Source organism: Bradyrhizobium sp. AZCC 2176, from assembly GCF_036924645.1.
Taxonomy (GTDB): Bacteria; Pseudomonadota; Alphaproteobacteria; order Rhizobiales; family Xanthobacteraceae; genus Bradyrhizobium.
Map to the genome: position 1 here is coordinate 1275630 of NZ_JAZHRX010000001.1, position 21770 is coordinate 1297399.

The following is a 21770-nucleotide window of genomic DNA, read 5'->3' on the forward strand; positions in this document are numbered from 1 at the left end:
TTTCCGGATCACGCTCGTGCCCCTTGAGTCTTCGCATGCTCACGACGCGGAAAGGGCGGCGCTGACTGTCGCCACCCCTTTAACCCGCCATCGCCGGTGTTATGCCAATAGCCCTTGGGTGTCGTTAAGGTAACCTTCGGACTATTAAGCTTCGCTTAACCCTGTTTTTGCCGCCAAACCATGGATTTGGCGAGTCTTTTTGCGGGCACGGCCGCCGCCGTCCGCATCATTTTTTTCTCACACGCTCTTCCGGAACCGGCCCGAAAGCTCGCCAAAACCCTCGATCAGGGCCTCGGTGCCGTCGAACGAGTCCAGACGGGCACTGACGTCCTTCAGCCATGCCAGATTGGATTCACTGGGCTCATCGCCCAACGCCAGCTCGGCATCTTTCTTCTCCCTAAGTAGGGCGTGCGTTTTCTGATGCAAGACAACGAGTTGCTGCCAGGTGGCCAAAACGTCCTCCCGCGCCGCGCCGGGCTTGGCGCCCCACACCGCCGCGGTCGTGATCGCGCGATCAACCCTTTGAAGAACCTCGCTTAATCCGCGTGCCTCGAGATCGGCTTGCATTTTCTCGGCCTGCTCTTCGGCATCAGGGGAATGGTGATGGTCGTTGGCGAAGGCCGCGATAATGCCGGCGCGGAGCTTGTTGGCCTCGGGATGGGCCAGTTCCAGGGCGGCCACTTCCTCCAGATGGTCGTGCAATAACCAGGGATGGTTGATCAGGGATTGCAGGATCAGCGCCTCGCGGCGGGACATGGCGCTGCGCTGTCCGCGCATGATCGGGCTGGTCGCAAGCTGGGGACTCGCCGCCTGGTAGGGGCCCGGCGAGATCGCCGAAAGGCCGCCCGCCCCCGGTCCGCGGCCACCGCGGGGGGCGAATCGGCCGGCCGGGCCCGCGCCGCGCGGGGCAAATGCGCGGGGTGATTCGCTCCCCCGCCCGGTCCGGAAATTACCCCGGCCGTAGCCGCCGCCCCCACCTTGCGGGGCAAAGGCGCGCTGCAGGCGGTCGGCGAGATGGTCGCGATAATGGCGGCGCACCACCTCGTCGCGGATGCCCCTGGAGAGTTCGTTGATGCGTGCTTCCAGCGCCGCGCGCCGTTCGGGGGTGGCAAAGCTGCCGCCCTCGATCTCACGCGACCAGATCATGTCGACGAGCGGCCGCGCCGCCGAGATCACTTCCTCGATCGCACCGCGTCCGCCGGAGCGGGCGAGATCGTCAGGGTCCTGCCCCTCGGGCAGCAGCGCAAAGCGCAGGCTTTTGCCGGGCAACAGATTCGGCAGCGCCAGATCGGCCGCGCGGTAGGCAGCTTTTTGTCCGGCGCGGTCGCCGTCGAAGCACAGGATCGGCTCGTCCGCCATCTTCCAGAGCAGCGCGAGCTGGTTTTCCGTCAGAGCCGTACCAAGCGGAGCCACCGCGCCAGCAAAGCCCGCGGTGACCATGGCGATGACGTCGACATAGCCTTCGACCACGATCAGGGGGCTGCCGTTATGCGTCGCCTGCCGCGCGGTGGCGAGGTTGTAGAGATTGTCGCCCTTGTGAAACAGCGGGGTTTCCGGCGAGTTCAGGTACTTTGCCGGAACGTCCTTTTCCAGCGCGCGGCCGCCGAAGGCGATGACGCGGCCCCTCGCATCGGTGATCGGAAACATCACGCGATCCCTGAAGCGGTCGAACGGAACGGGCTTGTCCTCGCCGGCCACGAGTAGCCCCGCCTCCACCATGTCCTCGGTCGAAATGCCCTGCGCGCCCAGGTGCTCCTTCAGCGCAAAACGATCCGGCGGCGCATAGCCGAGGCGAAACTGGAGCTGCGTCGCCGGCGTGATCGCGCGGTCGCCGAGATAGCCGCGCGCCTTGGCGCCGTTGCGCGAGGCCAGCGTGTCGGCAAAGAATTTGGCCGCGAGTTCCATCACGTCGTGGAGCGTCTTGCGGCGTTGCTCGTGGCGCGCAGCATCGGGGGTTGCCGCCGGCAGCGCCATGCCGGCCATCGCGGCGAGGCGCTCGACCGCTTCCGCGAAGCCGACGCCCTCGGTTTCCATCAGGAACGAGATGATGTCGCCATGCTTGCCGGAGGAGAAGTCGTGGTAAAACCCCTTCTGGTCGTTGACCGTGAAGGACGGCGACTTCTCCTGCTGGAACGGCGACAGCCCTTTGAACTCCCGTCCTGCCTTCTTCAACTTGACGCGGCGGCCCACGACTTCCGAGACCGGAAGCCGGGCGCGCAGTTCGTCGAGGAATTGAGGCGTGAAGCGCATGGGTTAAGTAGCTGCCAGAGTCGTAGGGCCGTGCCAACCGATCATGGATATAGGGACTGGCCCGGAAAAGGCGACGGATATCGGGATTCTCGCCGCTATTCACAGCCTCCTCAGTCTTCAGGAGCGTCCGAAGGACGAGCCCGGAATCCATTTCTCCGTCAGCTACGCGGCCCAATGGATTCCGGGCTCGCGCTCCGCGCGCCCTCAGGTGCGCAATTGCGCACCGGGGAATGACAAGACCGCTTGAATCGCCACCCGTTCCGCGCTTCCATATCAGCATGTTCACGGTGTTCCGGGGCGGCCAGAGCGGGGCTTGGCGGGTGACGCGGTTCGCGCCGGTGAAGGGCGCGTCGCTGGCGCCGACGCCGTCGCTGTCGGTCGTGCATTCGCTGACGATCGCGCTGCCGATCCTGCCCTCGCCGACCTCCTGGCGGCTGGCCGGCGTCGCCAGCCATCTGCGCTATACCGAGCGCGCCGAAAAGCAGCAACTCGTCGCCGTGCAGGCCGAGATCGGCCGCCCCGAGGCGACGTACGCGGCGCTGATCCCGATCAAGAAATCGGCAGCGTGGTGGGAGCTGACGCAGGAGGAGCGGCGGCAGATCTTTGAGGACAAATCGCACCACATCGCCGGCAGCCTGAAATACCTGCCGGCGATCGCCCGGCAGCTCTATCACAGTCGCGACCTCGGCGAGACCTTCGACTTCCTGACCTGGTTCGAATACGCGCCTGCGCATGCGGACGAATTCGAGGAACTGGTCCGCATGCTGCGCACCACCGAGGAATGGCGCTATGTCGAGCGCGAGGTGGATATCCGCATGGAGCGGGAAAGGCTGGATGCGGGGTAGTTAGCTCTCGTCATGCCCGGGCTTGTCCCGGGCATCCACGTCCTTGTTGCTGCGACATAGGAAGACGTGGATGGCCGGGACAAGCCCGGGCATGACGAGAAGAGAGATTTACTGCGCCAGAAACTTCCCCGAGGCGATCTGCGGCAGGCCGGTGACGGGCCAGTTGTAGATATAGGTCCACGCCTCACCGGCCGCGCCGTCCTCCTGCGTCACGGACAGCATGCGGCGGAGATATTCGGTCGGCTCCGGAAAGCCCGGGCCGCAGGCCTCATACATGTCGAACTCGCCGAGCAAGGCATCGCGGTCGCGCAGGCGATACAATTCGCCGAACACGATGTCACCGGGGTCTTCGGAGAGCACGAGCCCCGGATAATGCTTGATGAGATAGAGCCGGCCGCGGCAGGTGGCGGTCCCGAGAAAATCCGCGCTGCGCGACAAGAGCTGCGCCATCGGATGGTCGAAGCCACGCATCAGCGTGCCGTAGACGAAGAGACGATCTGAGATCATGCGCGCAGTTATCCCGTCAATGCGCCCGGGATCAAGCCGGCACGACCTCTTCGCTGATGACGAAAAACTTCACCAGATCCATCCGGCCGAAGCTCGTGGTCAGCGCCACGTCAGCGGCGTCGCGGCCGGTGCCCATCAGGATGCGGCCGATCCGCGGGTGATTGTGGCGCGCGTCAAACGTGTACCACTGGCCGGACAGATAGGCCTGGAACCAACCCGAAAAGTCCATCGGTGCGGGGTCACGGGGCACGCCGATGTCACCGAGATAGCCGGTGCAGTAGCGGGCCGGGATATTCATGCAGCGGCAGAACGTCAGCGCCAGATGGGCAAAGTCGCGGCAGACACCGGCGCCCTGCTCGTAGACGTCGTGCGCGGATTTCATGTGGTGGGCGTGCTGGTAGCCGAAGCTGACATGGTGGTGCACGAAATCGACGATCGCCTGCACCCGCGCCCACCCCTGCGGTGAGTTGCCGAACAGCGACCAGGCGATGTCGGTCAGCTTGTCGGTCTCGCAATAGCGGCTCGGCATCAGATATTGCAGCACGTCGTCGGGCAATTGATCGATCGGCAATTGCTGCGCGGTCGGCACGACCGCATCCGGCAAACCGAAATCGCGCACCAGCGCGTCGCCCCGCAGCGTGACGCCACCGGCGGGCGCCACCAGGCGGCCGCAGACGTTGCCAAAGCTATCGCGGTAGAAGCCGATCGGCACGTCAGGCTCGGCCGTGATCCGCTCGGTGCCGACGATATCGGCAAAACGCGACGGATGGATCGAGAGCATGATCACCATCGGCGTCGGTTGGGCGGCCACATAGGAAATCTCGAAGCCGACCCTGATCTCCATGATCAGACTTCCTCCGCCTGCGGCGCCTGGTGTTGGTCTTCGCCCTCAGAGACGATGTCGATATGGACCTCCATGCCGGCGAAAGCATCGGGAGAGCCCAGATAGGTCCCGTGCAGCGGGATCGCCTGACGCGGATCGCGCGCCACCGCCACCCGAATGAGATCACGGGTGCCGACGATGCCGTTGGTCGGATCGAACTCGATCCACCCCGCGCTCGGCAGATAGACCTGCACCCATGCGTGCGTCGAGCCGCCGCCGACATAGCCATGCGCACGATCGCGGGGAATGAAGACATAGCCGGAGACGAAACGCGCAGCGATACCGAGCCGGCGCAGCGCCTCGATCATGAACAGCGCATAGTCGCGGCAGGTGCCGGAGCCGGTCTGCAACGTGTCAAGCGGATGCTGGGTGCCCTGCTCGTACCGCTTGCGATAGGCAAAAGCCTCGCGGATGCCATGCGTCATGCCACTCAGGATCTTGAAGGTCGGCGTCGGCCCTTCGGCGTCGAGAAATTTTCTCGCCCACGCCGACAACTCACCATTGGGATCGCCATATTGCGGCGTCACGTATTGCAACAGGTCGGGAAACTCCTCGTCGTCATAGAGGAACGGATAAAAATAGGCTGGATCGTCCGGCGTCAGCGCAAACTCGTCCGCCGGATTGTGCTCGACGGTGGCGGTCGCCGTGAACGACAACGTGTCGGCGCGCTCGTCGAAGGTCGCGATCGCCACGGTGTTGCCGAACACGTCGTGGATCCAGCGCAACTGCATCGGCTTCGGTTCGATTTCGAGGTGGCTTGCGCGGATCCGCAAATCATGGCCCGGCAGCGGGCGCAGCATGACGCGGTGCTCACCGAATGCGACCGGGCGGGCGTAGCGATAAACAGTCTTGTGGTTGATGGTCAGGAGCGGCATCGTCAGACAATCATCGATTCTGGTACGCCTAATCTAGACCGAATCCTGCTCATCGGGGTGCCGCTTCAATAGGCAACGCTTGAAGGAAAATGCTTTGGACGACGCCACCGATACAGCCTTGCTTCTCAGCGCTGAAGACGTTCCTCCGGTCCGCGAATTCAACGCCGAAGGACGGTCGCCGTTCCTACTGACCTGCGATCACTACGGAAGGCTCATTCCGCGCCTGCTCGGCGATCTCGGCCTGCCCGAGAGCGAACTGGTGCGGCACATCGCCTGGGACATCGGCATTGCCGGCGTCGCGGAGGCGCTCTCACAGCATCTCGACGCCCATCTGATCGTGCAGCGCTACTCGCGGCTCGTCATCGACTGCAACCGCCCGCCCCATGTCGCAAGCTCGATCCCGCGCATCAGCGAGGCCACGACGATCCCGGCCAATGAAGGCATTTCGCGCGAGGCGGCGCAGATGCGGCGCACGCAGATCTTCGATCCGTACCACCGGCGCATCGACGAGATCATCGATCAACGCGGCAGCGCCGGCATGCCGACGGTGCTGGTGTCGCTGCACAGTTTTACGCCGGTCTATGCCGGCATCACGCGGCCCTGGCATATCGGCACGCTCTATCACCGCGACACGCATCTGCCGCCGCTGCTCTTGAACCTGCTGCGCGCCGAGGGAGATCTCGTGGTCGGCGACAACGAGCCCTATGCGGTCAGCGACGAGACCGACTACACGATCCCCGTGCACGGCGAGGCGCGCGGGTTGATGAACACGGGAATCGAGATCCGTCAGGACCTGATCTCGGATCCCGCGGGCGAGAAGGCGTGGGCCGAGCGGCTGGCGCGATTCTTTGGTGAAATCGAGCCCATGCTGCGCGCGCAGCAATTGCTGTCCGCCTAGCCGTGGACAGCCACATAATACGCGACACCCCAAATAAACGTGACGGATGCCCAGAGTATCCAGATATGGCTAGCGCGAGGCTCCAACACGGCTTCCGACGGATTCAGCGGATTGACGTAAACTTTGACTTTGGCGCCGTTGGGATATTTTCGGGCGAAGCGCTCCATCAGGCCCCTCGATGTCGACGAGACCTTGCCGCCGAGGCTGACGTGCTCGCTGACATAATCGATGCCGTTGAAGCGATACGCGAAGGAAACCTTGGACTGGAACGTGAGCTGGCTGCTTTCGGCGGGTTCCGACGACGCGGACATGAATTGTTCAAGGCCCGACGACTTGATGGCGCCGGGCACGACCGGCCATTTCCTTGCTAGCGAAGCCTGGCGGTGCAGCGCCAGCCCGAACAGTGCAACCAGAAATCCGAACGCGCTCATGGCGACGACAAACGGCGACACTTTGGGATTCGCGAGATGCTTCGACACGAACTCGGTGATCTGATGCAGGCCGATCGCCGAACCGAACACGATCGCCAGCGCGATCGCCGTGCCGATGCCCAGGCAGCCCCACATGCCCTTGGGCAGGTCGCGCTCCAGCACCGCCTGGTCCGGATGCAGCGGATTGTAATAGACGGTGACGACGGTACCGACCGGATATTTCGCGATGGTCTCGGCGACCTCGAAATTTCCGCGATCCTCGCCGATGCTGACGCGGTTATTGCGCAGCTTGCGGCCCGCGACGGAATATTCGTAGACGATGTCGGCGAAGTTGCGTTCCTCGAAGCGATGCCGCTCTTCCCGGTCGCTGTCGATCACCTCGACCTTGCGAACCTCGGTCTTCGAAACCACCACCTTGCCCGTGACGGAAGGCCACTCGCGCGCGGCGCGCACCTGCAGCGACTTGTAGGCGGCGGCTACGAAGAGCAGCCCGAGCGGGGCGAGCAGCATCGCATAGACGGACCAAGGTAGGTCAGGCAGCACGGATTGTTCCCCGGAGGCGGCTAGCGGTTAGACGCGCCGCAGCCGCCCCGGGTTCAAGCATGCATGCGAATTTACTTCGCCCGCGTCAGCGCCAGCCAGATGCCGCCGCCGATCATGAAGCCGCCGGAGACGCGCGACAGCAACCTTGTGCGCTGCTTGGAGAAGAACAGCCGCGCCCGGCCGGCCAACAGCGCGTAGACCGAATCGGTCGAGGCCGCGATCACCATGAAGGTGACACCGAGCAGCGCCACCTGTGGAAGGTGGTCCTTCTCCATGTCCATGAACTGCGGAATGAACGCGCCAAAGAACACCAGCACTTTCGGGTTTGAGAGCAACACCAGAAAGCCCTGCAGAAAGAAGCCCCCGCGCGGCGGAGGCGGCGGTTCATCGGCGTTGAGACCTTCGACAGGCGAACGGATCAGCTTGATGCCGAGCCAGATCAGATAGGCCGCACCGGCAAAGCGCACCCAGTCGAACCAGTAGCCCATGGTCGCCATCAGCGAGGTCAGTCCAATCGCGACGATCCCGATCACGATGGCGAGGCCGGTCTGCGCGCCGGCGCAATTGATCAGCGCCGCGCGGGTGCCGTGCCGCAGGCCGTTCGCAATCAACAGCGTGACCACCGGACCCGGCAACAGCGCCAGCGCGATGCAGGCGGCGACAAAGGCGAGATAGGCTTGAAGGGACATGGGTAGAACTCCGGCGGGAGAAACGTCATGGCCGGGCTTGTCCCGGCCATTCACGTCTTATCGCAAAGCGCGCCCGATAAAAAGACGTGGACGGCCGGGACATCTAGCGCGAAGACGCGCTTCGCGCTTTTGCCCGGCCATGACTGAATTGTTTCACCGCCCTTCCATCGCGGCCGTCATCCAGCGCGTCATTTCGCTGCTCGCCAGAAACGCCAGCGCCGCGCGTCGCACCTCGGGCGCATCACCCTCGGCGTGCGCGACCGCGACAAGGAGATCGCAGCGGCGCGAGACTGCGACGCCGATCGCGGTGTGCCGCGAACCATCAGACATTTTGAGATCATAAACCCTGATCCGCCCGGTCATATCGGCGACACGGACCACATCGCCCGGCGCGAGCGGCGCAAAATGCGGACTCATCAGGTCGAGATCGGCGACGCGATCGACCTCGTCGTCGTCGGTGACGCCGCGGTCGCAATTGCAGAACCCCATCTTCGGCCGCACATAGATCGCGACATCCCCGCCGCACACAGCTCCCTCGCAGTGGAAGGCCTTGCCGGCAGGCCAGCCGTCCCGCGGGAAGGGCCAGGCGATTTCCCGCCAGTCGGCTTTCTGTTCCTCTCGGTGCGGCGCGACGTGTTGATAGGCCGCAGCGCCCGGCAGCGCACCGAGTGCCATGACGGCGAATGCAATGAGCGGCCAGCGCCGCATCGCCGGCGGTCTCACGGCAGACCGGCGACGGCGCGCGCCTGGCCGGTCAGTTCCAGAATGTGCAGGCCGGTATTGGCACGGTCGACGATGTAGATGTAGCCGCGCTCGTCGGTTTCGACATTGTTGGTCTGGATTGCGACCTTGCAGCGATCCTTGCCATCGATCTTGACGCAGCGCTTGTCGGTCGCCGCCGTGATCGCCGGAATGAAATAGCCGACCTCGGTGGGATGATAGGGATCGCGAATGTCGAGCGCGCGCACGCCCGCATTGAAGAAGGATATAAACGCCATCTTCTTGTAGAAGACCGGCGCCATGCTCTCGTTGGAGGAATGCGCACCGAACCGCCCTCCCCGTTCGCAGAACGCCCCGCTTGCTTCCGGCACCGTGTAACTCGATATCATCATCGGCCGGTTCTCGACGGTGACGTCGGCGAACCACACCATCTGCCGCGGCTCGTTGCATTCGTTCAGGATCGCTTCATCGACGATCATGACGATGTCGCGGGTCTTGCCATCCTTGTCTTTGGCAAATTCCGCAATCGGCATGCCCAGCATCGGAAACGTCGTATGGGCGCCGTTGAAGGCCGACATCGCCAGCCGCGCAATTTCCGGCGAACGCAGATTGTCGGCGGTCGGCTCCCTCGGGCCATTGAGCAGCTTCTCGCGATCGACGATCTGCAGGACCCCGCCCTTGTTGGTGCCGTAGCCGAAATAGATCCGATTGCCGGAAGGGCCCGTCGAGATCGGTCCATGCAGCTCCGTCGGCACTGCCCCCGTCGAACCGGGCTCCTGGCCGGGAAGGCCGAAATCGCGGATTTTTTGCGGGCGCGCGGGATCGGAGAGATCGTAGACCTGCGTCATGCGGCGCGTGCGCCAGTCGGGCGCGCCCGATACCAGGAAGGCAATGCCGGTGTCGCACTCCCACCAGTTCTTGTGCGTGTCCTTTAATCCCGCAATCCGCGTGACCAGCACGGGATTGGCGGGATCGGCGACGTTCCAGATCTCATGCGCCTCGCCGCCAAAGGTCCGCAGCATATAGACCGCGTTGCGATCGCCTTTCGGCAGCGCCTTGCCGTCGCAAATCCGCACCATCTGCGCGCCGCCGGCTTCATACTTGCCTTCCTGGCCCGGAAGATGGCGCAGATATTTGGGCTGCGCAGGATCGGTGACATCGACGATCGACGTGCCGTTCGGCTCAGTCTTGCCCGTTAGCGGATTGACCGGCGCCGGAATATCGTCGCTGCCGCCGTGATGGCCGATATAGGCGATCCAGCGGTCGCCCTGATGATGAATGGTCGGCTGATAGGCGCTGCGCGCCTGCAGGTCGCTGGTTCCGACCAGCTTCATGTTGAGGGCTTCAGGCGGTGCGCCGATCACTTGCGGCTGCGCGCAAGTGATGCCCGAGCTTGCAAGGAAAAGGATAGAGAATGAGGCTGCGAGTTTAAGGCGACTGCTCATGTTCCACCCCGACTGTTCAAGGCCAATCTGCGCTGGCTGAGCGCACGATAACACAGCGGCAGGCTGCGCCAAAACACACCTTGACATGCAACCATTTGGTTGCCTACTATCTCGCCCATGGATGAAGTCTTCAAAGCGCTTGCCGATGCGTCGCGGCGCTCTTTGTTGGACCGGCTTCACGTAAGAGGCGGACAGACGCTGAACGAACTTTGCGACGGCCTCGCCATGACGCGGCAGGCGGTCACAAAACACCTTGGGATTCTCGAAGCGGCCAACCTCGTCACTACGCTGAGGCATGGCCGCGAGAAGCTGCACTACATCAATCCGGTTCCGATCCATCAGATCGGCGAACGCTGGATCAAGAAATTCGAGCGCGGGAAACTTGGCGCCCTCAGCGAGTTGAAACGAAAGTTGGAGAAGCGTGATGAGTAAGCCGGAATTTGTCTACGTCACCTATATCGAGACCACGCCGGAGAAATTGTGGGAGGCACTGACGTCCAGCGAGTTCAGCAAACGCTATTGGTTCGGCACCGAGGTAAGGTCCAACTGGAAAGTGGGTTCGCCGTTTGCGCTGGTCACGGACGGCATGACCACCGACTCCGGCGAGATCCTCGTAGCCGACCCGGCGCGGCTTCTGTCCTACACCTTCAAGCACCAGCGCTTCGAGGAAATGCGCGACGAACCCGTGACGACGGTCGTATTCACTATCGAGCCCTATGAGAAGATCGTGAAGCTGACCGTGACGCACGAAGGTTTCGTGGAGGGCGGCAAGCTGCTCGGTGCCGTTTCCAAGGGATGGCCTGCCATCCTCTCCGGCCTCAAGAGCCTGCTCGAAACCGGCCACGTGGTCAGCATCCCACCTGAAGCGCTCGGCAAGACACGATGAAAATCTACCGAAGGATTCGCACCGACATGAACATCGAAAAATTCAAACCCGCGATCGTTTATGCGATCTACATCGCCTCGACACCTGAGAAGGTATGGGAGGCTCTGACCAGCGCCGAGTTCAGCCGACAATATTTTTCCGGCCATGCGGTCGAGGTCGATCAGAGGATCGGCGGCGCCTTCATCATGCGCACGCCGGACGGCGCCTTGCATATTTCGGGTGAGGTGATCGAGTGCGAACCGCCAAGGAAGCTCACCGTTACCTTCAACGTCAACTGGCCGGCACTGGTGGAAAAGCTCGGCCCGACGCTTGTCACCTACGAGATCGAGCAGGCGGGTGACGCGGTGAAGCTGACGATGCTGCAGTCGCACGACCGAGAGATCAGTGACGATATCCTTTCGGGTGGCCGCACCGGCTGGCCGGCGATCCTCTCCAGCCTGAAGAGCCTGCTGGAAACCGGCAACGCGCTGGCAATCGAGATGCAACCGCCGGAACGGATGCTGGCCGCGCTGAAGGAGATGGGGATCGGGACGCCGTAGCAATATGTTCCCGCGAACGCCGGAACCATGCGCCGTGATTTTGTTATGGAAAAGAAAGAACCGCTAGCCACGCGCAAGGCAATGGACGCCGGTGGCTATGGGCCCCACGTTGGAAGGCGGGGATTGCGCCAAGTCCGAAAGCGCCACCACGACAAGTCACACCCACGTAAATCGGTCCAGGCTTACCGGTTCCGGCGCGATTGACGCCACAGATCGGCCAACTGCTGGACTGAGACTGCCCCACTCTGCAACATTATGCTTGTGAGGCCGCCGCCATGCTTGTTCCGAAGACCGTCCGCTTCCTCTTGAAGTACGCGCCGAGCGATCCCTTGGGCTTTGCTGATATCGTGCGCCGCCGCGCGATGGAGCAGTTCAGGACGCCGCCCACGGGCCTCGCGACGAGGCGCTTCAACGGCGTGCATTACGAGATCGACATGTCATTGCATCGCATGATGAAGAAGTATCTTTTCCATACCCACGAAATGTTTCTTGAACGCATCTTCAAGCGCTGCCTCGCTGCCGGCGACACCTTCATCGATATCGGCGCCAACTGCGGCTACTGGTCGGCCTATTCCTTGTCGCTCGTGGGCAAGAGCGGAGAGGTGCACGCCTTCGAACCGGTGCCGCAATATTTTTCCTTTGTCCAACGGCTCGCCGAGCTCAATCCCGATTATCGAGTCATTGCCAACCAGGTTGCCTGCGGCGCGCGGCCGGGCGCCTTCACGATGGCCGTTGTCACGCCGCGCGCCGAAAATTTCGACAATTACGACACCAATATTGGGTCGAGTTCGCTTGCCGCCGGCTTTCTCGACCACGCCCGCGAACTCACGGAAAATATCACCGTTGAGGTTATCGCCTTCGATAACTACGCGTGTGAGCGGAAAATCGATCTCGATCGCGTCGGCCTGATCAAGATCGACGTCGAAGGTTTCGAGGCTGAGGTATTCGACGGCATGCAAGGCGTGCTGGCAAAAGGCGGCCGCAAAGTCCCGATCCTGTGCGAAGTCCTCACCGATCTGGATCGCCCTGAGCCGCTCGACGGCCGACGGATTATCGAACGCCTTGAAGATTTCGGTTACCGTTGCCTTGATGCCACGCATTTGCGACCGATCAATCGCGATGCGCTTGGTTTTGAGGAGAACATTCTCTGCCTCTGACACGCTCCGGATCGGCCTTGTCGGAAACCGATGTCATCGATTCCTCCGTTTGGTTTGCGGGTATTGAGGCAGCACGCGCGGGAGGAGTGTTGATCTTGGTCAAGGTCCAGCCTCTCGCCGTCGTCCCTGCGTTCGCAGGGACGACGGTGAGGGTTTGCGACGACGGCGGTAGCGCGCCCTACCCCAGCGCCCGCAACTCGCGTCGCAGCACCTTGCCCGTCGCCGTCATCGGCAGCGTGTCGGCGAACTGCACGAAGCGCGGGTATTCGTGGGCGGCGAGCTGCACCTTGACGAAATCCTGGATCTCGCGCGCCAGTTCATCGCTCGCCGCAAAGCCCGGGCGCAGCACGATCCAGGCCTTGATGGACTCGGTGCGGATCGGATCGGGGATGCCGACCACCGCCGACATCGCAACCGCCGGATGCTTCATCAGCGTGTGCTCGATCTCGGAGGGGCCGACGCGATAGCCGGCGGTGGTGATGACGTCGTCCTCGCGGCTGACGTACCAGAAATAGCCGTCCTGATCCTGCACGCCGAGATCGCCGGTCAAGAGAAACTCGCCGGCATATTTCTTCGCCGTCGCTTCCGGATTCTTCCAGTATTCGATCATGGTGCAGGGACACGGCTGGCGCACGCCGATGATGCCGCGCTCGCCGCGCGGCAGTTCCTCGCCTTTGTCGTTGACGATGCGGACGTCGAAGCCCGGCGTCGCCTTGCCCATCGATCCGGGCCGAAGCGGAAACAGGTTCGAATTGCTGCCGATCACGAGATTGCATTCGGTCTGGCCGAACACTTCGTGCGCATCGATGCCAAAGGTTTCGCGCACCCAGCCCAGCAGCTCGCCGCCGAGCGATTCACCGCCGGTGAAGATGCTGCGCAGCTTGACGCCGGGATTTTTCACGCCGGCCTGCCGCATCAGTTTCAGCGCGGTCGGCGGCAGGAACGTGTTGCGGATGGAAAGTTCCGCCATCATCGCCATCGCCGCCTGTGGTTCGAATTTGCGCGCGCGATGGCCGACCAGCGGAATGCCGTGATACCAGAACGCCAACAGGGCATTGATCAGCCCGCCGATCCAGGCCCAATCGGCCGGCGTCCACATCAGGTCGCCGGGGCGGGGCAGGAAATTGTGGCACATCTCGACATTCGGCAGATGGCCGAGCACGACGCGGTGGGCGTGCAGCGCGCCCTTTGGATTTCCCGTGGTGCCCGACGTGTAGATGATCAGTGCGGGGTCGTCGGCCGAGGTATCCACGGTCGCGAAATCCGCCGATGCCGCCTCAAGCTGCGGCCAGAACGGTTTTGTTCCGGCTGGCGCCTTCCCGCCGATCACATAAACGTTCTTCAGCGCGGGAAGACGGTCGCGGATTTTTGCAAGCTTCTCCCAGCCGCTCTCGTCGGTGACAACAGCCTTGGCCTCGGAATTCGACAGACGGAATTCCAGCGCATCCTCGCCGAACAGCGCAAACAGCGGGATCGAGACCATGCCGGAGCGGAACGCCGCGAGATGCGCGATCGGCAATTCAAGGGACTGCGAAAGAAACACCGCTACGCGGTCGCCGCGCGAAAGGCCGTCGGCTTTCAGGACGTTGGCAAAACGGCGCGAGGCTTCCGCGACCTCGTCGAACGAGGTGCGCGTGGTCGCGCCGGCTTCATCGACATAGATCAGCGCCAGCCGCCTGGTGCCGTCGGCGTGGCGGTCGCAGCACGCAGTCGCCATGTTGAAACGCCCGGGAATGCTCCAGCGGAAGTTGCGGTAGAGCTCGTCGTAGGTTGCGGCTTCGGTGAGCATGGCGTTTGTTGTTTCCGTTCCTCGTCATCGGGCCAATCACGTTCTTGCTTGCAGGCAAGTTTAAAGACGTGGATGCCCGGGACAAGCCCCGGGCTTGACGTAGAACGATGTTTCGGAGCGATGTTTTGTCACCCTGACTCAAGGCGCCCGCGCCTTCTCCATCGCCAGCTCAGCTTCGAGACTTGCGATGTCGCGATAGATAGAGGCAACGGCGAGCACACGGCCGCGGCTCTTGTACTGCAGCAGGCAATCCTTGCCGGCGATGTCGCCGTCGACGGCGATTTCGTCCCATTTCTCGGCGTGGCCGACATAATTGATCGGCACATCGTAGTGCTGGCTCCAGAAGAACGGCACCGCATGGAACGGCTCGCGCTGCCCCAGCATGTTTCGCGCGGCGGTCTGGCCCTGACGCTCGGCCACCACCCAATGTTCGACACGAATGGTCTCGAGGGAATGCGGATCGGGCCAGCGCGCGATGTCGCCCGCCGCGTAGATGCCGGGGACGCTGGTCTCGAGATACGCGTTGACGGTGACGCCGCGATCGATCGCCAGTCCTGCTCGCTCCGCCAATTCAAGGCGGGGGCGCACGCCGACGCCGACCACCACGATGTCGGCCTCGATGGCTGCGCCGCTCTTGAGCATCGCGCGCTTGCCGTCGATCGCGGTCACGGTGTCGCCGAGATGAAAGATAACGCCATGCTCTTCGTGCAGGGCACGGACGAAGTCGCCCAGCTCGGGTCCCAGCACGCGCTCCATCGGCCGTTGCTCCAGCCCGACGACGTGGACCTCGAGATTTCTGGCGCGCAACGACGCCGCGGCTTCGAGCCCGATAAAGCTCGCGCCGATCACGACCGCGCGCCGCGCGCCATCGGCCAACCCAATGATCGCACGGCTATCGGCCAGCGAGCGCAGCACGTGCACATGCGGCTGGTCCGCGCCCGGTATCGGCAGGCGCACCGGCTCCGCGCCGGTCGCCAGCAGCAAGCGGTCGTAGGGGATGGTCTCGCCGCCGGCCGTGACGACGTGGCGTGCGTCGGTATCGATGGACGTCACCTCGGTGCTGAGCCGCAGGTCGATCTTCGCATCGGTGTAGAAATCATCCGGCCGCAGCGGCACCCAGTCCTCCGGCGCGCTGCCGGCGAGATAGTCTTTTGACAGGTTCGGCCGGTCCAGGGGTGCTGCGGCCTCATTGCTCAGCATCACGAGGCTGCCGCGATAATCCTGCCGCCGCAGCATCTCGGCTGCGGCAAAGCCCGCCGCGCCGCCGCCGACAATCACGATCCTGCCGGGCGCATCGATGGCGCCCTTCACCCGCGGCTTGACTTGCGGCTGTTCACGCTTTTCCCGAACGAGGATGCGACCGTCTTGCTGCTCGACCTTCCAGACCGCAATCGGACTGAGCGCGGGCGCGCGGATGGCTTCGCCGGTGCGCAGATCGAAACAGGCGTGGTGCCAGGGACAACGGACGCCCTCGCCGGTGATGAGGCCGTCGGCGAGCGGCCCGTGATAATGGCTGCAATGGGCGCCGATCGCAAAGATCTCCGAGCCCGATCGCACCAGCAACACTTCGTCATCGCCGACATGGCCAAGCAACATCTCGCCGGCGAATTCGGACGGGGCTATGCCTTTTGAAAGATCGGGACCGGCGGGCGGCGCTTGCTGATCGGTCATTTCTTCCTCCGCTGCATCTTCCTCCGCTGCGTTGCGCTACGTCGCCATTCCCGAGAGTTCCTGACGGGTCACCGCGTTGTCGCGAAAGCGCCCGGCATGGGGCTCGCGGGGTCGGTGTTCGGCTTGTGCACGCCGCGCGTCGTCATGCAGTGATGCGACGCCTTGATTAATTACGCCGACGCCCTGCGGTTCCAGGACATCGTTGATGGTGCGTGAGGAGAGGTCAGCTTACCAGCCCTATGCAGGCATGGTATCAAGACCTGCTGGAGGACCGCCTGAACGCGTTGCGGTCATTCGCTGGACGCCGTGTTTCGCACAACGGCTGATCGGTCGAATCCTCTCATTGCGCTCAAGCGGTCGACGGGAAGCGTGGACCGACGGGAGCACAATCATGAAGACCATGCTGCTGCTGGTGCTTTTCATCGTTGCCGCCGCGCGGGACGCGACCGCCCAGGACGCACAATGCGTCCACGAACGCGCCGCCATGGTCGAGACCATCAAGGCCTACGGCCGGTCCCATGCCGACGTTTTGGGACAACAGGCTTTTTCGGACCGGGTCCTTGAGGCCATGGGGCAAACGAAACGCCATCTGTTCATTTCCGAGCGATCTTGCTCGATCGCATACGCGGACAGGCCTCTACCGATCGGCCTCGGCCAGACGATGTCGCAGCCGTTCATCGTAGCCTTGATGACCCAGTTGGCCGAGGTCGCGCCCGATCATGTTGTGCTCGAAGTCGGTACGGGTTCGGGCTACCAGGCCGCCATCCTCGCGCACCTGGCGCGAAAGGTCTGCACCATCGAGATTGTCCCGCAATTGGCTGAGACCGCCGCCAAAGCACTCAGAGACCTCGCGTATGACAACGTGAGCGTCAGGCTTGGCGACGGCTATGCTGGCTGGCCCGAATGCGGTCCTTTTGACGCCATCGTGGTGACCGCCGCACTCGGGCAGGTACCGCCGCCGCTGATCGAGCAGCTTAAAGTGGGTGGTCGGCTCGTGATGCCGGTGGGAGCCGAGTACGGCACTCAGCACCTCACCGTCGTCGAAAAAACTGCCCCTGACAAGACGACGACCCGCGCGGTGGTCCCCGTGCGCTTCGTGCCCTTTACGCGTTCACAAAGCCGATAACGATCCGGTTCTTCGCGGAACAGGCCAGACTTGTCGCCCATGGAACCCCCGGTGTTCGCGCCCGTTGAACTTCCAAATCAAGCCAGGGAGGACCCCACATGATGAAGATCGCTCTTGCCGTGGCGGCAGCCGCAGCCGTGCTGACGACTGCCCCGCTCGTTACTCCGGCCAAGGCCCAAGACGTCAAGCAACAAGACGTCAAGCAAGGCGTCAAGATGGCCCAAGTCGATGTTCAGGTCGGGCGGGACCGCGACGACCGCTATTACAGGGACCGTCGCCGCTATGACTCAGACACTACAGTTGGCGTCGGCCCAGGTGGTATCAGCGTCGGCCCGCGACAACGCTGCCGCATGGAGACTACCACGATTGAACGGGACGACGGCCGCAGGATCACGCGCAGGCAGCGCGTCTGCGACTAAAACTGCGAGCAACAAAGAGATAGCTGTTCACGGGCGTCCATAACCCGGAAATCGCTACTGATCCGGCGCGGTCTTCAGCGTCCGCGGACAAGCCTTGTCCGCGGACGCACTGAATTCGCAACCTGAACGGGGCCCAGGGTAATATCTGAGGACTCGTGCTGAAAAGAACTCATCCCGTCAGCGCCGCCTTCACCAAGCCGCTCGCCTTGCCGAAATCCATCTGCCCGGCGAACTTTGCGCGCAGCACGCCGATCACCTTGCCCATGTCCTTCATGCCGGCGGCGCCGGTCTCGGCGATCGCGGCTGATATCGCGGCCTTCATCTCATCCTCCGACATCTGCTTCGGCAGGTAGGCGGAAATGATGGCGATCTCCTCGCGCTCCTGCGCGGCGAGTTCGGCGCGGCCGCCCTTGTCGTACAGCTCGACCGATTCCTGGCGCTGCTTGATCATCTTCTGCAGGAGGCCGAGCAGGTCCGCGTCCGAGAGCGGCGGCTTGCCCTGCCCGCGCGCATCGATATCGGCGTTCTTGATGGTCGAATTCACCATGCGCAGCGTGGAGAGCTTTCGCTCCTCCTTCGCCCTCATGGCGTCCTTGACCGCATTGTTAATGTCGTCGCGCAGCATGGGTTAGCCTCACTGGGAATGGCGCCGCCGGAAAGGCCCTTGGTCTATATGAAGATTCCGCGTCCACCTAGGGGCTGATCCGCAAGGGCCGGCTAATGTCGCCGGGAACGGGCGAGATCAGCGCCGAACTATCCGTTCGCGGGGTCCGGATAGGGACTGATTTGGCGAAAAAACGGGAAAAGCGCCAGCCAAACCGCGGAACCGGCGGTCAACTATGCGGCAAACGCATGTGAATAGCCGGTTTTCTTCGGCTTTTCCTGGCCTTCCGGCTTTGACGCGCGGGGGCGCTTGCGACTATGAAGTGCGCTCATGACAACATCTGAAAACGCCTCAGCCTGGCCGGACCACAAACCGACCGCGCTCCTCGTGCTTGCCGATGGTACCGTGCTGGAGGGTTTTGGCCTCGGCGCGGAAGGCCACGCCGTCGGCGAGGTCTGCTTCAACACCGCGATGACCGGCTATGAGGAGATCCTCACCGACCCCTCCTATGCCGGGCAGATCATCACCTTCACCTTCCCGCATATCGGCAATGTCGGCACCAACGAGGAAGACATCGAGACCGTGAACATGGCGGCGACGCCCGGCGCGCGCGGCGTGATCCTGCGCACCGCGATCACCGATCCCTCGAACTACCGCGCGACCAAACATCTCGATCAGTGGCTGCGCGCCCGCGGCATCATCGGCCTCTCCGGCATCGACACCCGCGCGCTCACCGCGCTGATCCGCAGCAAGGGCATGCCGAATGCGGTGATCGCCCACGCCAAAAATGGCGAGTTCGATCTGCACGGTATGAAGGAAGAGGCCCGCGAATGGCCCGGCCTCGAAGGCATGGATTTGGTGCCGATGGTGACCTCCGGCCAGCGTTTCACCTGGGACGAGACGCCATGGGTCTGGGAAAAGGGTTTTGGCCGGCAGAACGGGCCGGAGTTCAACGTGGTCGCGATCGACTACGGCATCAAGCGCAACATTCTGCGGCTACTCGCCGGTGAAGGCTGCAAGGTCACGGTGGTGCCGGCGACGACATCGGCCGAAGACATTCTGGCGATGAAGCCGGACGGCGTTTTTCTGAGCAACGGCCCGGGCGATCCGGCCGCGACCGGCAAATACGCGGTGCCTGTCATCCAGCAGGTGATCTCCTCGGGCACGCCGACCTTCGGCATCTGCCTCGGCCACCAGATGCTGGGCCTCGCCGTCGGCGCCAAAACGAAAAAGATGCACCAGGGCCATCACGGCGCCAATCATCCGGTGAAGGACGAGACCACCGGCAAGGTGGAGATCACCTCCATGAACCACGGCTTTGCCGTGGACCAGGACACGCTGCCGGAGGGCGCGACACAGACCCACATCTCGCTGTTCGACGGCTCCAATTGCGGCATCGAACTGAAGGGCAAGCCGGTGTTCTCGGTGCAGTACCATCCCGAGGCCTCGCCGGGCCCGCGCGACTCGCACTATCTGTTCAAGCGATTTGCGGACCTGATGCGGGCGAACAAGCGCGCGTAGGGCCAGCCTCGTGCCTGGTTTTCGAGATTCCGAAGGGAACGTGAGCGGCAGACAACGGTTTGAAGTTGTAGAACGTGGAATCGTAGGGTGGGCAAAGCGCAGCGTGCCCACCATTTTGTACGCGTTAAAGCAATGGTGGGCACGTCGCTAACGCTCCTTTGCCCACCCTACGATTCCTGCGACTCGTGGAGACCCCCATGTCCGTCGCCAGCGCCGATATCGAGCCGCTCACTTTCATCTTCGAGGATGACGGCCTCGTGCCCAACAATCCCCTGCCGTTCCTGGTCTACAAGGGCGCGGTCGACGTCGCCAACGATCACCCGGAAAAGACCATCGAGGGACTGTTCGGCGCCAATGGCTGGGGCGCGATGTGGCGCAACGGCGTCTATGATTATCTGCACTATCACTCGACCGTGCATGAAGCATTAGGCGTTGCCCGAGGAAGTGCGCGGGTGCAGTTCGGCGGTGACCATGGCAAGCCACTCGATATCTCAGCCGGCGACGTTGCCATCCTGCCCGCGGGCACCGGACATCAATTGATCTCGGCAAGCCAAGACTTTTGCGTGATCGGCGCCTATCCGCCCGGACCACCGATGCAGATCACGCGGCCGACGCCGGAGAACCATGCCAAGGCGCTGAAGACCATCCCGGAAGTAAAGCTGCCGAAGACCGATCCGGTGCGGGGAGAAGATGGCCCGCTGGTCCGGCTATGGAAGGGCAGCGCGGCTTAGACGACTGCGAGCGTCATTTGGGCGGCCGCAATTCGCCTTCGGTCCAGCCCACGGCGTTGGATTCCAGCGGATCGTACACCACCGTCCTGGTTTCGATGTGGCCGCATTTTGAGCATTCGAACCTGCGTCGTTCCAAACCTTCCGGCCCATCCGAAACGGCTGTCGTGATCATCCGCGCCTCGCAATCGGGGCAACGCGGCCGCATCGGCAGAAGCTCTGGAGGGGGTCTTTCCGGGGCTAGCATGACACTCACCCAGCGTTGAGTTGGAACCTATCGGCGCTTGCAATTCACCCGCCGACAACCTTCACAAGGCGCAATTTAACCCGTGAAAACGGCCTTCGATCCGTCCAGTACCCGACACTTGGCATAATTGTGATAAATATATCAGTCGAACTGTCCGATACCCGACTATCCACCCAGAATTAATTAGCTATTGCCGTTAGTCGCGCCCATTGTGGGTCTATCGCCGAATTCGTACCAGGGCATCGGTGACAGAGAGAGTTGAAGCTCCCGCCTATGTTGCGCAGGAGCTCCCGTGGCCGCTGAAAATCACCTTCTGAGGTTGCTGGATGCTTCAGCGCTGGCCCTGCTGAAGCCTCACATGCGGACGATAACGGTCGACCATGGCGAGCTGCTCCACAGCTCGTCGTTGGATATCGAGTTTGCCTATTTCCCGCGGTCCTGCATCATTTCCGTTCTCGCAACCACCGAGCAGGGCGCGACCGCCGAGACCTCCATCGTCGGGCGCGAGGGCATGATCGGCTCCTCTTCCATCCACGGCATCACGACCTCGTTCGCGGATTCGATCGTCCAGGTCGCCGGCGAAGCCGTGAAAATCCCCGCTGCGGAAGTTCACCGTGTCGGACGTGCGAGCGACAGCTTTCGAAAGATCGTTGCACTGTTCGATCTCTCCTTGCTCGCGCAGTCGCAGCAATCGACCGCGTGCCAGGCGCTGCACCAGGTGGAAAACCGGGCCGCGCGCTGGCTCCTGCAGTGCCGGAGACGGTTGGGCAGCAACGATATCCGCCTGACCCAGGAGTTTTTCGGGCAAATGCTCGGGGTTCAGCGCACCACCATCAATCTGGTCGAGCGCACCCTGCAGAATGCCGGTCTCATCCAGATCGGCCGCGGCCGCATCTCGATCCTCGACGCCGAGGGACTGCACGCCGTCTCATGCGACTGTTACGAGCGCATCGAGAAGCGGTACGAGGAATTGCTGGGCCCGCTCGAGTAAATTTCT

The 21770-nt window shown here is 62.9% G+C and carries 22 protein-coding genes and 1 pseudogene; 11 read left to right on the forward strand and 12 right to left on the reverse strand.

Annotation, left to right across the window (positions count from 1 at the left end):
- Window positions 1-237: 237 nt before the first annotated feature.
- A complete protein-coding gene (gene dnaG, locus V1288_RS05645; RefSeq protein WP_334356135.1) occupies window positions 238-2250 on the reverse strand; it encodes a DNA primase in 2013 nt (670 codons plus the stop codon).
- Window positions 2251-2528: 278 nt separating this feature from the next.
- Here dnaG and V1288_RS05650 point away from each other — a divergent pair, with 278 nt between their 5' ends.
- Entirely contained in the window at window positions 2529-3095 is a 567-nt protein-coding gene (locus tag V1288_RS05650) for a chlorite dismutase family protein (RefSeq protein WP_334361198.1), read from the forward strand.
- Between the two features lie 108 nt (window positions 3096-3203).
- On the opposite strand, the gene V1288_RS05655 is transcribed toward V1288_RS05650, so the two are convergent.
- The 3 genes from V1288_RS05655 to V1288_RS05665 are packed head-to-tail and all read right to left on the reverse strand — an operon-like array spanning window position 3204 to window position 5360.
- Window positions 3204-3602 (reverse strand): gamma-glutamylcyclotransferase family protein, encoded by a 399-nt coding sequence (locus V1288_RS05655; RefSeq protein WP_334356136.1) that lies wholly within the window; start codon window positions 3600-3602, stop codon window positions 3204-3206.
- Between the two features lie 31 nt (window positions 3603-3633).
- Entirely contained in the window at window positions 3634-4446 is an 813-nt protein-coding gene (locus tag V1288_RS05660) for a transglutaminase-like domain-containing protein (protein ID WP_334356137.1), read from the reverse strand.
- Between the two features lie 2 nt (window positions 4447-4448).
- Window positions 4449-5360, reverse strand: a complete 912-nt coding sequence (locus V1288_RS05665; protein ID WP_334356138.1) for a transglutaminase family protein — start codon at window positions 5358-5360, stop codon at window positions 4449-4451.
- Window positions 5361-5454: 94 nt separating this feature from the next.
- Between V1288_RS05665 and V1288_RS05670 the strand changes: the two genes are divergently transcribed.
- Window positions 5455-6258, forward strand: a complete 804-nt coding sequence (locus V1288_RS05670) for an N-formylglutamate amidohydrolase (RefSeq protein WP_334356139.1) — start codon at window positions 5455-5457, stop codon at window positions 6256-6258.
- Here the strand turns inward: V1288_RS05670 and V1288_RS05675 are convergent.
- The 4 genes from V1288_RS05675 to V1288_RS05690 all read right to left on the reverse strand — a co-directional run bounded on the left by V1288_RS05675 (window position 6255) and on the right by V1288_RS05690 (window position 10086).
- Complete coding sequence (locus V1288_RS05675) at window positions 6255-7232, reverse strand: DUF3592 domain-containing protein (protein WP_334356140.1); 978 nt, start codon at window positions 7230-7232, stop codon at window positions 6255-6257. The two genes, V1288_RS05670 and V1288_RS05675, sit on opposite strands and share 4 nt — an antisense overlap.
- Before the next feature lie 71 nt (window positions 7233-7303).
- Complete coding sequence (locus tag V1288_RS05680) at window positions 7304-7921, reverse strand: LysE family translocator (RefSeq protein WP_334356141.1); 618 nt, start codon at window positions 7919-7921, stop codon at window positions 7304-7306.
- A 153-nt stretch (window positions 7922-8074) separates the two neighbouring features.
- The gene (locus V1288_RS05685) at window positions 8075-8629 is read right to left on the reverse strand and encodes a hypothetical protein (protein ID WP_334356142.1); all 555 of its coding nucleotides are present in this window, start codon (window positions 8627-8629) and stop codon (window positions 8075-8077) included.
- Between the two features lie 11 nt (window positions 8630-8640).
- A complete protein-coding gene (locus V1288_RS05690) occupies window positions 8641-10086 on the reverse strand; it encodes an LVIVD repeat-containing protein (RefSeq protein WP_334356143.1) in 1446 nt (481 codons plus the stop codon).
- Between the two features lie 117 nt (window positions 10087-10203).
- Here V1288_RS05690 and V1288_RS05695 point away from each other — a divergent pair, with 117 nt between their 5' ends.
- The 4 genes from V1288_RS05695 to V1288_RS05710 all read left to right on the forward strand — a co-directional run bounded on the left by V1288_RS05695 (window position 10204) and on the right by V1288_RS05710 (window position 12668).
- Window positions 10204-10518, forward strand: a complete 315-nt coding sequence (locus V1288_RS05695) for an ArsR/SmtB family transcription factor (protein WP_334356144.1) — start codon at window positions 10204-10206, stop codon at window positions 10516-10518.
- A complete protein-coding gene (locus tag V1288_RS05700) occupies window positions 10511-10972 on the forward strand; it encodes an SRPBCC family protein (RefSeq protein WP_334356145.1) in 462 nt (153 codons plus the stop codon). Before V1288_RS05695 ends, V1288_RS05700 begins: the two co-directional genes overlap by 8 nt.
- A 26-nt stretch (window positions 10973-10998) precedes the next feature.
- Window positions 10999-11511, forward strand: coding sequence for an SRPBCC family protein (locus V1288_RS05705; protein WP_334356146.1), 513 nt, complete (start codon window positions 10999-11001; stop codon window positions 11509-11511).
- 275 nt (window positions 11512-11786) lie between these two features.
- Complete coding sequence (locus V1288_RS05710; protein ID WP_334356147.1) at window positions 11787-12668, forward strand: FkbM family methyltransferase; 882 nt, start codon at window positions 11787-11789, stop codon at window positions 12666-12668.
- Between the two features lie 178 nt (window positions 12669-12846).
- Here V1288_RS05710 and V1288_RS05715 read toward each other — a convergent pair whose 3' ends face one another.
- The 3 genes and pseudogenes from V1288_RS05715 to V1288_RS05725 all read right to left on the reverse strand — a co-directional run.
- Window positions 12847-14457, reverse strand: coding sequence for an acyl-CoA synthetase (locus V1288_RS05715; RefSeq protein ID WP_334356148.1), 1611 nt, complete (start codon window positions 14455-14457; stop codon window positions 12847-12849).
- A gap of 138 nt (window positions 14458-14595) precedes the next feature.
- On the reverse strand, window positions 14596-16128 hold the full coding sequence (locus V1288_RS05720; protein ID WP_334356149.1) for an FAD-dependent oxidoreductase: 1533 nt from the start codon (window positions 16126-16128) through the stop codon (window positions 14596-14598).
- Window positions 16129-16164: 36 nt separating this feature from the next.
- Window positions 16165-16344: pseudogene (locus tag V1288_RS05725) on the reverse strand (GTP cyclohydrolase I); the annotation flags it as partial.
- Between the two features lie 175 nt (window positions 16345-16519).
- On the opposite strand from V1288_RS05725, the gene V1288_RS05730 reads away from it, so the two are divergent.
- On the forward strand, window positions 16520-17254 hold the full coding sequence (locus V1288_RS05730; RefSeq protein ID WP_334356150.1) for a protein-L-isoaspartate(D-aspartate) O-methyltransferase: 735 nt from the start codon (window positions 16520-16522) through the stop codon (window positions 17252-17254).
- A 98-nt stretch (window positions 17255-17352) separates the two neighbouring features.
- On the forward strand, window positions 17353-17673 hold the full coding sequence (locus tag V1288_RS05735; RefSeq protein ID WP_334356151.1) for a hypothetical protein: 321 nt from the start codon (window positions 17353-17355) through the stop codon (window positions 17671-17673).
- A gap of 169 nt (window positions 17674-17842) precedes the next feature.
- Here V1288_RS05735 and V1288_RS05740 read toward each other — a convergent pair whose 3' ends face one another.
- Window positions 17843-18298 carry a GatB/YqeY domain-containing protein gene (locus V1288_RS05740; protein ID WP_334356152.1) on the reverse strand — a complete coding sequence of 152 codons (456 nt, stop codon included), beginning with the start codon at window positions 18296-18298 and terminating at the stop codon, window positions 17843-17845.
- 309 nt (window positions 18299-18607) lie between these two features.
- On the opposite strand from V1288_RS05740, the gene carA reads away from it, so the two are divergent.
- The 3 genes from carA to V1288_RS05755 all read left to right on the forward strand — a co-directional run bounded on the left by carA (window position 18608) and on the right by V1288_RS05755 (window position 21764).
- Window positions 18608-19798 (forward strand): glutamine-hydrolyzing carbamoyl-phosphate synthase small subunit, encoded by a 1191-nt coding sequence (carA, locus tag V1288_RS05745; protein WP_334356153.1) that lies wholly within the window; start codon window positions 18608-18610, stop codon window positions 19796-19798.
- A 197-nt stretch (window positions 19799-19995) separates the two neighbouring features.
- Entirely contained in the window at window positions 19996-20529 is a 534-nt protein-coding gene (locus V1288_RS05750; protein ID WP_334356154.1) for a cupin domain-containing protein, read from the forward strand.
- A gap of 602 nt (window positions 20530-21131) precedes the next feature.
- Complete coding sequence (locus V1288_RS05755) at window positions 21132-21764, forward strand: Crp/Fnr family transcriptional regulator (RefSeq protein WP_334356155.1); 633 nt, start codon at window positions 21132-21134, stop codon at window positions 21762-21764.
- The last annotated feature ends 6 nt before the right edge of the window (window positions 21765-21770 follow it).